Here is a 14,948-nt window from a genome sequence, read left to right on the forward strand (position 1 = left end):
TTGCGGAGACGTTAAACTTTTGGAAGCCGGTCGAGGTTGAGTGTATAGAAGCGCGCAAAATAATTAGCTGATAGTTATTGTGATAAGTACTTTCAATAAGTAGTGGTGATATTGTCTGGTGGTATTGAATCGAATCGCGAGGCTGTCGTAGCACTCCCTCGGTAGTCGATCAGTTTAGGAGTTGAGTATGGAAAAGATTGTAATTTTTGGGGCGTCCGGTCACGCCAAAGTCATTATCGATATTGTCGAAAAACAGGCGCGCTATGCAATTCTTGGCTTCGTAGACGATTTTAGAGCGCCCGGTGCTGAAACGCTTGGCTACCAGGTTCTTGGGTGTGAATCGGACCTCCCGACGCTCGTCGCGCAGCACAGTATCAAGGGGATAGTTATTGCTATAGGAGATAATGCCGTAAGGGAGGATGTGGCAACTAGAGTTGCAGGATTGTGCCCTGGCTTAATGTTTGTCAATGCCATACATCCCAGCGCAATTATTGGGCGTGATGTTTCTATAGGCGTGGGTACGGTAATAATGGCGGGAGGGATTGTAAATCCGAGCTGCGAGATAGGTAATTTTTGTATTGTTAATACAAAAGCATCTTTGGATCACGATTCTACAATGCAGGATTTTTCCAGTCTGGCACCCGGTGTCAGCACGGGGGGCGGCTGCCGGGTGGGTAGGCTCGCAGCTGTGGGGATCGGCGCAAGCTTACGTCATGGTATTAGCATAGGCGAATGCGCAGTCGTTGGTGGCCAATCGATGGTGTTGGAGGATGTACCTCCTTACACCGTTGCATACGGTTCTCCAGCAAAAACTATCAGGTCCAGAGGGCGAGGCGAAAAGTACTTGTGAGGCGAGTTGTGCCTGAGTTCGACGTAACTGATTGCCTCCATATATCTCATGGGGTAATCAGGCAGGGGTGAGCTTGGGTACCTTGGAGTGAGGGTAGAAATTTTCCAGTAGCGGTGCTGCGCGATTTTTTTGTCGGTATGCCAACTGAAGTCGGAGGACGGGCTTTTCAAAAGCATCAAGTCGTGCTAAAACCTTTGGAGCGCTGATCTAGCTGCTTGAAAAAGAAGGGAAAAATATGACGAAGTCGGAGTTGATCGAACGAATTGTCACCCATCAAGGGCTACTTTCATCCAAGGATGTAGAGCTGGCTATCAAGACTATGCTTGAACAAATGTCGCAATGCTTGGCTACTGGTGACCGTATTGAAATTCGAGGTTTTGGTAGCTTTTCACTTCATTATCGGGCACCTCGTGTGGGTCGTAACCCAAAAACCGGGCAGTCTGTTAGCTTGGACGGGAAGTTTGTGCCTCACTTCAAACCGGGCAAAGAGCTGCGGGATCGCGTGAATGAAGATGAAGACGAGGGTCTCTGAGTGAGTCTGCTGCCGAGGAGGTCGTCGGGTGCATTTGCACGCGTTTTCAAAGTTCTGATTGTATTGTTCCTCGTGCTGGCAGTGGCGACGTTTGTCTTGGAGAACCAGCAAAGCGTTACATTGTCATTTCTGGGGTCGCGTACGCCTGACCTGGCGGTTTCTGCCTTCATGATCCTCTTTCTAATCGTGGGAATGATCGTCGGGCCAGTGATTGCTGTGGTTCTGAAGGCGAGTCGTCGCCGAGATTGAAATTGTCGCTGGGGCTGAGCACAGAGCGACCCCATTCGCCTGGGCGAGGTAGTTGATTCTGCTACAGGACTATTGAACAATTCGTCTGAAGGAATTCTCCTACAGCCTTGTCAAGACTTGTATTGTTGTCGTTAGATGTCAAAATGCTAATTGTTCTCGAGAACAGGCTTTTTGTGGGCTTTAACAGCTAGGTGGGAGTTATAGCCGAGATGACACGCTAAAGAGCTACAAAATGCCTGCATAACGAGCCCGCAGTTTCATTCTTGAAGGCAGGTTTTTGTTGTGAGTAGTAGCTTTCGCACCCCGCAGATTTCCCCGGCTGAAGACATTCAATTTGCAGCATTTTTCCGATCCATATGGCGGCAAAAGAAGCTGATTTTGCTGGTTTCAGCGCTCTCGACCGCGATAGCGGTTCTATACGCTTTTGTAGCCACTCCCGAGTTTCAGGTTACGAGTGTTCTCCGACCTTCAGCAATTAATGAACTGGACGCTTTGAATCGTTCAGAAATCTATAAGCTCCCACCTTCTGAGGCGTTGAATAAAGTTGGTGCGGCCCTTGAATCTTACGATATTCGTTTAGGTTTTTTTCGTGCTAACCCGAATTTATTCAAGAATTTTGTGCAGCCCGGTCGAACGCTAGAGCAAAGTTTCGAAGAGTTTAATCGTAACTCGATCAAGCTAATATTGCCAGATACTAAGAAAGCAGATTCGTTGAGTGCCTATATTAAACTTGAAATGACTTATCCGAAGGATATAGACGGTGTAGCGATATTGAATGGCCTCATTGATTATGCAATCTCAAATGAGCGTGAACAAATCGGTTCTGATCTTGAAGTTATCGTCAAAAATAGGATGGCAGAGCTAAACGGAAAGTTAGATGCAGCTCGCGCCAATTATGAGACAGAGAAACAAGCCAAAATTGCTTTGCTTGTAGAGTCTGATCTCGTAAAGCGTGCTCAATTGCAGGACGAGCTCAGTGCGCTTAGAGTTCAGTTAAAAACCAACCGTATGGAAAGAGTGGCGCAGTTGAACGAAGCTATTGTGATCGCAAAATCACTTGGCATCCGAAAGCCTGCAACGCCATCTTCCTTTGGTGATGCCATTCATGATAGTTCCACCAATATCATGCGTACAGAAATCAATAATCAACAAATACCTCTTTATTTTATGGGGGTTGAGGCTTTGGAGGCAGAGCGCACTGCGTTATTGCAGCGTAAGTCAGATGATTTCTCGGAAAAAAGAGTCTCGCTTATCGCTAAGGAGCTTCAACTGCTGCAGTCCAATCGGCAGATAGATGTTTTGAATCAGCGGAAGAATGAGGAGCTATTCTTGAGCGGAGTAGCCCCTATGCGTGCAGAAGCTGTTCGCTTGCAGAATCTAAATATCGATATGTCCAGAATCAAACTGGTCACTATCGATAAGCAAGCAATAGAACCCCTAAGCCCCATAAAACCCAAAAAAGCACTAATAATTGTCCTAGGACTTATGTTGGGCTTAATATTTGGTGTTGTCTTTGCAGCACTGCGCGAATTTCTTTTTCTTAGAAAGCGACAATCAAGCTAAGTCATGTTGATGCTCTGAATGCCTGAGGGGGATGCGATAGCAGCCTTGTCAGGTATTTTGAAGTCGGTAGCGTAGAACGTGTGGGTATTGGCTATGTGCCATCATTCATCATTGTGGCTGACCTGGTCACCGTTCACCACTATTTCCGAAGCGGTGCATTTGGTTGAATTGAGTTTGCAGCACTGGATCATTCGCTTAATATCACAGGTCTAGGTTGGCGGGTGAGTGGCCGGCCATTTTTTGGATATGTTTTGATGATGCACCGGTTTGGGTCTGCATCCCTGTCAGAAAAATCCCCATATCGATAGATGGCGCAATAACCTCATAGGAAATTGATGTTAGTTAATAATTTATTGGAATGAACGGTTAAGGCTCGTGTCCAATAGCCATCATGCTGTCAGTACGAATCATTGGAATTGGGTTCAGCGCAGGCCTGGGGGGAGCGAACATGCCGATGAAAACCATCGTGGCAAGTGAAATATCAGGGTTGTGCCTGCGTTTGGAGTGAAATGCTTACTGGATGGATCGCCAGTAAATAGCTTTTGTCGGGGGAGGGCTCTTGATTTGCCTCCTCGTTGACCTGGATAGGGTTCACTAAGATGTATGCAAGGGGTTGAGCTGGCAGTTGCTTTTACTCCTTCTCCTTTGGCAGCGAGCTTGTGCGTGATTCGAAATTTCAACGACCGAGGTCGCTTTAGAGATTCTTCTACATACGCTATGGTTAAGGAAGTGCTCATATTGGATAGCACAACAGCTTATCGTGATTCCATTTTCATGACGTCAGATGGATGGCGCCGGGTGGTTTTGCTAATCAATGTGCTGAATTGGTCAGAGTGTTTTTCTGTCGGCAACGAGCTCGCATGCCCATACCACGGAGGTAGGGGAGCGCTCGCTACTCAGCGCCGCATCCAAGGCTTAAATCCCGGGGCGGTAGCGTGTTGAAATTTGGTCTTGTGTACGGCACGGCATCAATGCTTTGGGATCTGCTGTGGTGTTTGAATGCTCTAAAGTGGTCCCAATGATGTGAGCATTCAATATCAGAAAAATCCTTTAATCGATGATCAGAGAGATTTTCTAATTGAGTTGCTCATATTGAAGAAATTTTTCAACGAAAAAAACATAGAGCGATTATTTTAAACATTTATCACGGAATAAATACATGCTGTCACTTGAAGATATAAAGCTCGCTGTTGTTGGCTTGGGGTACGTCGGTTTGCCATTGGCTGTTGAGTTTGGAAAGCATCGTTCGGTTATTGGCTTTGATATAAATCAAGCTCGAATTGATGCTTTGAATGAAGGGCGTGATGGCACATTAGAAGTAAATGACGACGAGTTAAAAGCAGCAAAGCATTTAAGCTTCAGTGCTAAGTCAGATGTGCTGAAAGGATGTAATGTTTTTATTGTCACCGTGCCAACTCCGATTGATCAGTATAATCAGCCAGATCTAACACCGTTGATTAAGGCATCAGAAACAATTGGACGAGTGCTTAAACAGGGGGATTTGGTTATTTATGAATCAACTGTTTATCCAGGCGCGACCGAAGAAGACTGCGTTCCAGTGCTAGAGAAATATTCAGGGTTGAAGTTTAACGTCGACTTCTTCGCCGGTTACAGTCCAGAGCGCATCAATCCTGGCGATAAGGAACATCGCGTAACGACTATTAAAAAAGTCACATCAGGTTCTACTCCGGAAGTGGCGGATTTAGTAGATGCTTTATATCGACAAATTATTACCGCAGGAACTCATAAGGCAAGCAGCATAAAAGTTGCCGAAGCTGCCAAAGTTATTGAAAATACGCAGCGTGACCTTAATATTGCACTTATTAATGAGTTGGCTATTATTTTCAACAAGATGGGGATAGATACTGAAGCTGTCCTAGAGGCAGCTGGAACGAAGTGGAATTTTTTACCCTTCCGCCCAGGTCTGGTAGGCGGACATTGTATTGGCGTTGATCCGTACTATTTGACTCATAAAGCTCAGTCGATAGGCTATCACCCAGAAATTATTCTGGCTGGGCGCCGTCTGAATGACGGTATGGGTGCATATGTAGTTTCGCAATTAGTAAAGGCTATGCTTAAAAAGCGTATTCACGTTGATGGAGCAAAAGTGCTCATCATGGGTTTGACTTTCAAGGAGAATTGCCCAGATCTTCGCAATACTCGAATAGTGGATATTGTGCGTGAATTAGGTGAGTACAACATTGAAGTGGATGTGTATGACCCATGGGTAAATCCGTCAGAGGCTCAGCATGAATATTCCATTAGTCCAATAGCGGTTCCGGTGACTGATAGTTATGATGCAATAGTACTAGCAGTAGCGCACAACGAGTTTCGAGCAATGGGCGCAGAACGTATTCGCTCTTTAGGAAAGGCAAAACATATTTTATACGACTTGAAATATCTTTTAGATCGTGACCAATCCGATATACGATTGTAATCAAGCAAGGAAGGCTTGACTTAACTAGGGTCGGTATAAAATTTTAGGAGCGCAACCAATGACTCGTTATGAAAATGTACTGGAATCACTTATCCGTGCGCCGAAGACCTGGCTCATTACTGGTGTCGCGGGTTTTATAGGTTCAAATCTTCTTGAGACGTTGCTTAAGCTCAATCAGCACGTTATTGGGTTGGATAACTTCTCTACGGGTCATCATCGAAATCTAAAAGAAGTCCAACGGTCTGTAAGTGATGAACAATGGATGCGTTTGAAGTTTATTGAAGGCGATATTAGAGATTTAAATTGTTGCCGTGAAGCATGTCACGCTGTCGATTATGTGCTTCATCAGGCCGCATTAGGTTCGGTTCCAAGATCTCTGAACGACCCCATCAGCACTAATCAGACCAATATTGACGGTTTCCTTAACATGCTGCTTGCTGCGCGTGATGCAGGTGTCAGTAGCTTCACCTATGCTGCAAGCAGTTCGACATATGGTGATCATCCAGGGTTACCAAAAGTAGAGGACGTTATCGGAAATCCGCTATCCCCTTATGCTGTTACAAAGTACGTGAACGAGTTGTACGCCGATGTGTTTGCACGCTGCTATAACTTTAATAGTATAGGTCTTCGTTACTTTAATGTGTTTGGCAAACGGCAAGATCCTGACGGTGCCTATGCGGCAGTTATTCCAAAGTGGGCCGCATCCATGATCAAGGGTGAAACTATATTCATCAATGGCGATGGAGAAACAAGCAGGGATTTTTGTTTTATCGAGAATACTATTCAGGCAAATATACTCGCGGCAACTACCGAAGATGATGGCGCGAGAAATCAGATTTATAACGTTGCCGTCGGTGGTCGTACAACGCTGAATGGTTTGTTTGTTGCGATGAAAAATGAATTGAATTTGAATGGAGTGGTTTATACAAAAGAGCCGGTATATCGGGAGTTTCGTGATGGTGATGTCAGGCACTCGCAAGCAGACATCAGTAAAATAAAAACTAAGCTGGGGTATGCACCCACTTACTCTATAGACGGAGGAGTGGAGAAGGCGATGCCTTGGTATGTTAAGTTTTTAAAATAATGACTTCATGATTCACTGATATATATGGCTGTGATGGGAGGGGCGTGATGAGTCTTGTAAAATGGATAGATTTTCAAACGTTAGGTGATGAACGAGGCAGTCTTGTTTCTATTGAGCAAGGTAAGATCGTTCCTTTCGAAATAAAGCGGGTTTATTACATTTATCGGACCGCTGAGGGCGTCAGTCGCGGTTTTCATGCTCATCGAAGCCTGAAACAAGTTGCTATATGCTTGGTGGGCAAATGCCGCATGGTTTTAGATAATGGCATCACACGTGAAGATGTCTGGCTCGATTGCGCGACAAAGGGAATACTCATCGAAGGTGGGTTGTGGCGCGAAATGCACGATTTTAGTGAGCAGTGCGTACTCTTGGTTCTGGCGAGTGCAGCCTACGACGAAGCAGACTATATTCGAGATTATGATGAATTTTTGGAAGGTGCTTGTAAAAAATAACATATAATTTTTTATTTGTATTTTATATTAAAGGCTTGTTCGCTGATTGACAGCCGTGCAAGTTTCTTCAGGAAATTAATTGGATTATTCAAATGGTAGGCTTTCTCGATTTAAAAGGTATTAATTCTGCATATCGCGACGAGTTGATAAGTGCGTGCACTCGAGTGATAGACTCTGGATGGTATATTTCTGGAGCGGAAGTCAGTGCATTTGAGTCCGAGTTTTCTAATTATTGTGGTGTGAAGCATTGTGTCGGCGTTGCGAACGGCTTGGACGCTTTGACGCTGACTATAAGAGCATGGAAAGTGATGGGGCGCTTGAAGGATGGTGACGAAGTTATCGTGCCTGCGAACACTTACATTGCTAGCATTTTATCGATCACTGAGAATAATTTAGTTCCTGTTTTGGTTGAGCCCGATCCCGAAACATTTAATATATGCCCAAAAAATGTGGAGCAGGCTCTAACTAGTCGCACAAAGTTGATACTTCCGGTTCATTTGTATGGCCGTATTTGTGACATGGGCGCTGTAATGGCGATAGCAAAAAAACATAATCTTTTAGTACTGGAAGATTCCGCGCAATCTCATGGCGCGGGTGTTGATGGTAAAAAAGCTGGAAGTTGGGGAGATGCTTCAGCCTTCAGCTTTTATCCCGGAAAAAATCTTGGCGCGTTAGGTGATGCGGGCGCGGTAACTACCGATGATGAAGACCTGGCAGAGACGATCCGTGCCTTAGGGAATTATGGGTCAAAAGTAAAATACAACAATCTATTCAAAGGCGTTAATAGTCGCCTGGATGAATTGCAAGCAGCAATGCTGCGCGTGAAGCTTAGGCATTTGGATCGTGATACCAATAATCGTCGAAGCGTAGCGGCTGCTTATATGGCAGGGATAAAGAATGAATTACTGCAGTTGCCTTTTTCGGACTTAGTTGATGTTGAAAAGTTCTCGGGGCACGTTTGGCATTTGTTCGTTATTCGTTGCAAGGATCGGAAGGCCTTTCAAGAGCATTTGCGCTCCAAGAATGTAGAGACATTGATACACTATCCTATCCCTCCCCATAAGCAACAAGCCTATGCAGAATGGTCCGACCTTAACTTTGAGGTTACTGAGGATATTCATGCTGAGGTCATTAGTTTGCCAATCTCGCCAAACATGGATATGGATGATATTAAGTTAGTTATCCTTGCGTGTAATAGCTATATTGGCGCTACGATAGAATGACGTTTCTCAAAACTAGTTTGCTCAACGGAATAGCAGTTGCGGTTCGTATGCTCACATTGTTGGGTATCAATAAGATTCTTGCGATTTACGTTGGGCCGGTTGGGTATGCGTCCCTCGGACAATTCCAAAACGCGGTGCAAATGATTACCGCGTTTGCAAGTGGTGCGATTAATGCTGGTGTGACTAAGTATACTGCTGAGCATTTCGAGGATGAAGTTAAGCAGCATACAGTGTGGAGGACTGCGGGAAGTATTTCTTTGCTGAGTTCGGTCATTACTGGTGTTGCTGTTGTCGTATTTAATAAAGAATTGGCGCTGTTTTTTTTAAATGATCGTGCTCTCGGTAGTGTCTTTGTTTGGTTCGCGATAACATTGGTACTATTCGTTTTGAATGCTTTGTTGCTTGCCGTTTTAAATGGTAAGAAGGAGATAGGTCGCTACGTCATATCGAATATAGCCGGAAGCTTGTTCGCGTTAGCAGTGACAAGTTGCATGGCAATTGCCTGGGGATTATATGGCGCTCTGGTAGCGTTGGCTGTTTATCAGTCGTTGAGTTTTTTTGTTACGTTGTGGCTTTCCTATCGTGCGCCTTGGTTTAAGTTTAAATACTTTCTAGGTCGAATTGATTCGGGGGTTGCGCGTGATTTGGCTAAGTATACGGCGATGTCATTGACCTCGGTAGCATGTGTTCCTCTGAGCCAAATTCTGGTTCGCAATCACATTGGGCAAAGTTTCGGTTGGGAGGCTGCAGGTTATTGGGAGGCGCTGACCAGATTAAGTGCAGCTTATTTGATGCTGATTACCACGACCCTGAGTGTATATTATTTGCCGCGTTTCTCAGAGCTTAAGAATTCCGACCAGATTCGTGCCGAGATAATCAAGGGCTATAAGATAATTTTACCTTTGGCTGCAGCAGGAGCGTTAATCATATACTTACTTCGCGAGCTAATTGTAAGTCTATTATTCACCCCTGAGTTCTTGCCCATGATCGATTTGTTTGCTTGGCAAATGCTGGGCGATGTGTTGAAAATCGGCAGTTGGGTCCTGGCCTATTTAATGCTGGGTAAAGCAATGTTTAAGCTCTTTATGATTACGGAAGTTATTTTTTCGTGCTCTTTTGTGCTGCTGTCTTGGGTTTTTACTCATCAGTTTGACCTGCAAGGCGTGACGATCGCTTATGCGCTTAACTATGCTGCTTATTGGGTTGTGATGGGAGTTTGTATGTCCCATAAACTTAAGTCATTAAATAAATTGGATTGAGTTTGTAATGATTACTCTTTTGATTCCTTCTTACAATCATGAAAATTATATAGTTGACTGTTTGGACGCGGCTAGATCTGTAGATATTCCAGGGCGGAAGATATTGGTCGTTGATGATGGGTCCACAGACGGAACTGTGGGTGTAGTTAAAGAGTATATGGAGCGTTTGAATGATCACTCAATTGAGCTTGTCTGTAAGAAAAATTCTGGACTTGTATCGTCGTTGAACCTAGGGCTTGATGCAGCGGTTACAGAGTTTTTCTACTTGGTTGCATCTGACGATTTACCTAATGCCGAGGGTATTAGTAAAAGTGTCAGAGAATTAATCAATAATCCAGATGCAAAATTTATCGTGGGTGGTGGATATGCATTTTATGATGATGCGCCAGAAAAAAAACTTTCCGTCTATGGACGCGCTCAGGATGTATTTTTCAGGTTGCCACCTGAGTCTATCGCGCGCAGTTTATTTTTGAATTACCCATCTCCATTGCTTTTGCAATCGACAGTTTTCAGGACCGAGGCTTTAAGAGCGATTGGTGGATGGGATTCGAACTTGGTGCTGGATGACTATCCGACGTTTGTAAAAATGTTATTGAAATATCCTCTACTGAACACGGACTTCTTTTTCGCTCCTGAGTTTTGCGTGGTCGGATATCGGCAGCATAGTTCTAATAGTTATAAAAATATAAGAAGACAATATTCTATGGTTTCGGCTGTTATCGCATCTCTAGCACCGGAGTCGATAAAGGTCAAGGCGATTTCTCGTGTACTTGCTTCCTATATATTGTCCGCAATTAAAGTTCGAGATTTTAGCGCAATACGTGCGATGCTTGCTGCTTCAGAACCGAAATATGTTCTGAGTGCACTGCCTGCTATGATTGAGCTGCTATGTCGCAAGATTTGCGCTAGATTTATTGCGTAATGGTTCAATGGTGGTATGTTGGTTTCGTCAAAGTATTTGCGTGTCTCTAGACGGTGGCTTAAGTGGGAAATTATTTTAAGAACGCATTAGTGTCCCCGGTCTTCATTTTATTGTTCATAACGACGTTGATGTTTGCCGCAAATATTTTTGCATTAGAGCAAGAGTGGGAGTGGGGGCATAGTGTATATTTGTTAGGCGTGCTTTCGTTTGTTGTGCTTTATTTTTTGGTTTATGCGTTCTTGTTGTTGACGAATTTTATAACGCCCAAGAAGGAGGTCTCTGTACCGTATTTGTTTGTTGTACAGCTCTACTGGGTTTTGTCTTTTGTAGGCCTTATTCTTTGCCTTTACAAGATTATTGCCGTCGGGATGAGTGGGCAGTACGATAGTGTTTTGTTGGCACTGCGAATTGCAAATACATGGGAACATCAGCCTTCCTACGGTGCGCAGCACTTCGCGTTGTTTTCTTTGGCGTTGGCACTTTACTATGCGCAGAGGAAAAGAGCGTTTCCTTGCATTATTGCCGCTTCGATTTACTTGGTCTCTGCATTTAGCATGGCCGAAAGAACAAGTATGCTTTTTTTGTTTGTTGCGATCGGGTATACGGCGATTAACGAGGGCTGGGTCAAGCTCAAGGGGCTACTCGTTTCATTTGCCCTGCTGGTCGCATTGTTTATTATCGTTGCTATTGGTACTGGGAAAACCGGCGGGGACAATAGCTATGATTTTTTATTAAAGTACTTTTCCTATGCGGTGACGGCGTTTTCGGTATGGACTGAGGGGAGGGAATATTTAGGTTGCGCTGATCTTGTGTTTGGTAAGTTAATTGACATTATCTCGCTCGGCTTGTATTCGTGCGCACCGCTCGATCTTGGGCTTACTGACCGTGATTTCAACGTTCTTACCTATGCGGCGTCTCCGTATCTGGCTGGAGGAACTCCAGCAGTCATAGTCAGTATGGCATTTCTCGGTGGCGTTTTTGCTCTGTTACGAGTGTTGGCGATGAAGCGGAAAGGTTATTACCTGGCCTTGCTGAGTTGTTACATGTATGCGTTGATTATGATGTTTTACGCCTGGCAGTTCTCGTTAACCACGTATTTGTATTTGGCGTTAATATTTATTCCGCTGTTTGCTGGTCGTTTCATTGGGCGGAATTAGTGCTATTGATTGTGGTGGGCAATGGTTGGTTGTGCCTTTCAAAGTTTGCTTGTGATGGTTTGGAGTTTTGGTTGATATGAAGGTTTTGTTGTTGTCAAAATACTCTCGTATGGGCGCCAGTACCCGACTTAGAGCGCTACAGTATTTGCCTTACTTGGAAAGTGATGGCGTACAGGTAAAAGTTCAAACTCTTTTTGATGACCAATATTTAGAGTCCCTGTATCAGGGGCGAGGCCGCTCCCATTGGCTGACGCTCAAGCGGTATATAGCGCGTTTTTTGGTTCTTTTCCAAGTGGGAAAATATGATGTAATTTGGATCGAGAAGGAAATATTTCCTTTCTTGCCCGCCACAGTGGAGCGGTTGCTAAAGGTTTTGGGTATTCCGTACGTTGTTGACTACGATGATGCTATTTTTCATAACTATGATTTGTCAAAAAACGTTTTTGTTAGAGCGCTGTTAGGCTCGAAAATTGATATTGTAATGCGATACGCACATTGTGTAGTCGCTGGAAATAATTATCTGGCCCAAAGGGCAGCTAATGCTGGTGCGTCAAGCATTGAAGTTGTTCCTACCGTTGTTGACTATTTAAGATATTCTGGGGAAGCGTCGCAACGAAATAGGAAACTTACGATTGGATGGATTGGGTCGCCCTCAACCGAAAAATACGTTGTCCAGATTCGGGATGCGCTCAGGGAAGCGTGTGAGACATACGACGCTCGCCTGGTACTCATGGGGGCGGGGGCAGGAGTTCTTAGCGAATTCGAAGGTGTCGATATAGAGCTTCATCCTTGGAGCGAGGATGCTGAAACGGGCTTTATTCAGCTATTGGATATTGGAATAATGCCTCTCGTTGATGGAGACTGGGAAAAAGGGAAATGTGGATATAAACTCATTCAATACATGGCTTGCGGTGTGCCAGTCATTGCTTCGCCGGTTGGTGTAAACGTCGACATCGTCGAGGGGAATCAGTGCGGTATGTTGGCGGTGGATCTTTCTGATTGGCGAGATTGTTTGGGCAAGCTGTTGAGTGACGAAAAACTGCGGTCCAGTTATGGGCGGAACGGGCGTCATGCTGTCGAGCAAACTTTTTCCTTACAGATTCAAGCTCCTCGGATTAGAGATATACTTGGACGTGCGGGAGAAAGCCTCGACCATGCATAACAGCGTTGGCCGGCTCTGGTGTTGTTTGTGCTCATGTTCATTTGATTTTTTAAGATATGTGTGCGTTTTTTTCGTCCAAGTGCTCAAATTCAGGATTCGTTAACAATGTGTGGAATAAGTGGTCTTTTTGACCTTTCTAAGCCCGCTCAGCTTTACGATTGCATTTCAAAAATGAACGACGCCATAGCTTATCGTGGACCTGATGATGCGGGTGTTTGGATTGATGACTGCGGTCTTGCACTTGGGCATCGACGTTTGGCGATAGTCGATCTCACGAGTGCTGGCCACCAGCCCATGCACTCAGCAGATCAACGATACGTCCTGACGTTCAATGGCGAAATTTATAATCATAACCAGCTCCGTAGTCAGCTAGCTGATGAAGGTGCCTCTGTGGCGTGGAGCGGGCATTCAGATACTGAGGTTTTGCTTGAGTGCCTAGTTCGATGGGGTGTTGATAAAGCCCTAAAGGCGTCGGTGGGGATGTTTGCGTTTGCACTTTGGGACAGGCATGAGCAAATACTGACGCTCGCACGGGACCGTATGGGTGAAAAGCCACTTTATTGGGGCTGGCAAGGTGATGTTCTTTTATTTGGATCCGAGTTGAGTGCCATAAAAGCATATCCAGGATTCAAGGCAGAAGTTGACCGTAATTCCTTGGCGCTTATGTTGCGCTACAGCTGTATTCCTGCACCCTACAGCATTTTCAAAAATATCAACAAGCTTCGTCCTGGTCATTACATCACGCTGAATTTGGGCAACCCAAGTGCAGCTAAAGATGCTGGTCCGCAGGCATATTGGTCTGTAAATAGTGTCGTAGAAGCAGGGCTCGCGAACCCCTTTGAAGGTTCCGAAGTTGAGGCTACGGATGCATTGGAAAGTACACTTCTACATAGTATCGGTCAACAGATGCTTGCTGATGTACCTCTCGGTGCGTTCCTGAGTGGTGGTGTCGACAGTAGTGTGGTTGTTGCATTAATGCAGGCCCAAAGTACACGTGCGGTTCGCACGTTTACTATCGGTTTCGATGAGGCTGCATATGATGAAGCCATATATGCTAAAGCAGTAGCGAAGCATCTGGGCACAGATCATTCCGAACTTTATGTTCGTCCTCAAGATGCACTTAGAGTTATTCCTGGATTGGCGTCGATTTATTCTGAGCCTTTCAGTGATAGCTCCCAGATTCCAACTTTTCTTGTTAGTCAAATGGCCCGACAAGACGTGACTGTAGTTCTTAGTGGCGATGGTGGCGATGAGTTGTTTGGTGGTTATAATCGTTATTTGACCGCGCGTAAAGTTTGGCAGCGCATGCACCGTCTGCCTGGGTTTGCGCGTAGTGGCGCTTCCAAAATCTTGCGGTCTCTTTCTCCAGCTAGCTGGGATCGCCTATTTGCATTAACTAAACCTCTGTTACCAGAGCGGATGCATTTGGTAACCCCGGGAGATAAGGCTCATAAGCTCGCATCGGTACTTGGGCTTACCAGTGGGGAAGCGTTTTATCATCAACTGAATAGTCACTGGGACGATCCTGCCAGTGTGGTTATCGGCGCGTGTGAACCTCAAACGCTTTTTACAAATAAAAATGAATGGCCAGCCGCCGATAGCTTTGAGCATTGGATGATGGCAATGGATGCACAGATTTATATGCCTGATGACATCCTCGTCAAGGTGGACCGCGCGTCTATGGCTGTGAGCCTTGAATCTCGGGTGCCGATGCTTGATCATCGGGTGGTTGAGCTGGCCTGGCGGATGCCGTTGGAATACAAGATACGTGGTGGTCAAGGTAAATGGTTGTTACGAGAGGTGCTGTACCGTCACGTTCCTAAAGATCTTATCGAGCGCCCGAAGCAAGGTTTTGGCATCCCGCTGGACAGTTGGTTGAGAGGACCTTTACGAGAGTGGGCTGAGGAGCTCTTGGATGAATCGCGGCTCCGACGAGAAGGCTACCTTCACCCAGAGCCGATTCGCCGTAAGTGGGCGGAGCACTTGAGTGGGCGGAAAAATTGGCAACATCATTTGTGGGACATTTTGATGTTTCAGGCGTGGTTGGCGGAACAATGA

At 45.3% G+C, this 14,948-nt stretch carries 12 protein-coding genes; all 12 read left to right on the top strand.

From position 1 onward, the window contains the following. The first annotated feature begins 187 nt into the window (after positions 1 to 187). Complete coding sequence (locus IB241_RS12485; RefSeq protein ID WP_192298690.1) at positions 188 to 850, top strand: acetyltransferase; 663 nt, start codon at positions 188 to 190, stop codon at positions 848 to 850. Positions 851 to 1,085: 235 nt separating this feature from the next. Beyond that, a complete protein-coding gene (ihfB, locus tag IB241_RS12490; RefSeq protein WP_192298691.1) occupies positions 1,086 to 1,382 on the top strand; it encodes an integration host factor subunit beta in 297 nt (98 codons plus the stop codon). Between the two features lie 531 nt (positions 1,383 to 1,913). Further along, positions 1,914 to 3,194 carry a GNVR domain-containing protein gene (locus IB241_RS12495; RefSeq protein WP_192298692.1) on the top strand — a complete coding sequence of 427 codons (1,281 nt, stop codon included), beginning with the start codon at positions 1,914 to 1,916 and terminating at the stop codon, positions 3,192 to 3,194. 1,159 nt (positions 3,195 to 4,353) lie between these two features. After that, complete coding sequence (gene tviB / locus IB241_RS12500) at positions 4,354 to 5,631, top strand: Vi polysaccharide biosynthesis UDP-N-acetylglucosamine C-6 dehydrogenase TviB (RefSeq protein ID WP_192298693.1); 1,278 nt, start codon at positions 4,354 to 4,356, stop codon at positions 5,629 to 5,631. 58 nt (positions 5,632 to 5,689) lie between these two features. After that, on the top strand, positions 5,690 to 6,715 hold the full coding sequence (locus IB241_RS12505) for an NAD-dependent epimerase/dehydratase family protein (protein ID WP_192298694.1): 1,026 nt from the start codon (positions 5,690 to 5,692) through the stop codon (positions 6,713 to 6,715). 47 nt (positions 6,716 to 6,762) lie between these two features. Further along, a complete protein-coding gene (locus IB241_RS12510) occupies positions 6,763 to 7,167 on the top strand; it encodes a sugar 3,4-ketoisomerase (protein WP_192298695.1) in 405 nt (134 codons plus the stop codon). A 92-nt stretch (positions 7,168 to 7,259) separates the two neighbouring features. Continuing rightward, a complete protein-coding gene (locus IB241_RS12515) occupies positions 7,260 to 8,390 on the top strand; it encodes a DegT/DnrJ/EryC1/StrS family aminotransferase (RefSeq protein WP_192298696.1) in 1,131 nt (376 codons plus the stop codon). Continuing rightward, positions 8,387 to 9,649 (top strand): O-antigen translocase, encoded by a 1,263-nt coding sequence (locus IB241_RS12520; RefSeq protein ID WP_192298697.1) that lies wholly within the window; start codon positions 8,387 to 8,389, stop codon positions 9,647 to 9,649. The genes IB241_RS12515 and IB241_RS12520 overlap by 4 nt, the downstream gene beginning before the upstream one ends. Before the next feature lie 7 nt (positions 9,650 to 9,656). Then, on the top strand, positions 9,657 to 10,571 hold the full coding sequence (locus IB241_RS12525; RefSeq protein ID WP_192298698.1) for a glycosyltransferase family A protein: 915 nt from the start codon (positions 9,657 to 9,659) through the stop codon (positions 10,569 to 10,571). Between the two features lie 62 nt (positions 10,572 to 10,633). Then, positions 10,634 to 11,728: an oligosaccharide repeat unit polymerase gene (locus IB241_RS12530; protein WP_318652597.1), complete on the top strand. Its 1,095-nt coding sequence runs from the start codon at positions 10,634 to 10,636 to the stop codon at positions 11,726 to 11,728. A gap of 76 nt (positions 11,729 to 11,804) precedes the next feature. Then, positions 11,805 to 12,890: a glycosyltransferase family 4 protein gene (locus IB241_RS12535; RefSeq protein WP_192298700.1), complete on the top strand. Its 1,086-nt coding sequence runs from the start codon at positions 11,805 to 11,807 to the stop codon at positions 12,888 to 12,890. A gap of 105 nt (positions 12,891 to 12,995) precedes the next feature. Next, entirely contained in the window at positions 12,996 to 14,948 is a 1,953-nt protein-coding gene (gene asnB, locus IB241_RS12540; RefSeq protein WP_192298884.1) for an asparagine synthase (glutamine-hydrolyzing), read from the top strand.

It is taken from the genome of Pseudomonas sp. PDM05, assembly GCF_014851685.1.
Lineage (GTDB): Bacteria > Pseudomonadota > Gammaproteobacteria > Pseudomonadales > Pseudomonadaceae > Aquipseudomonas.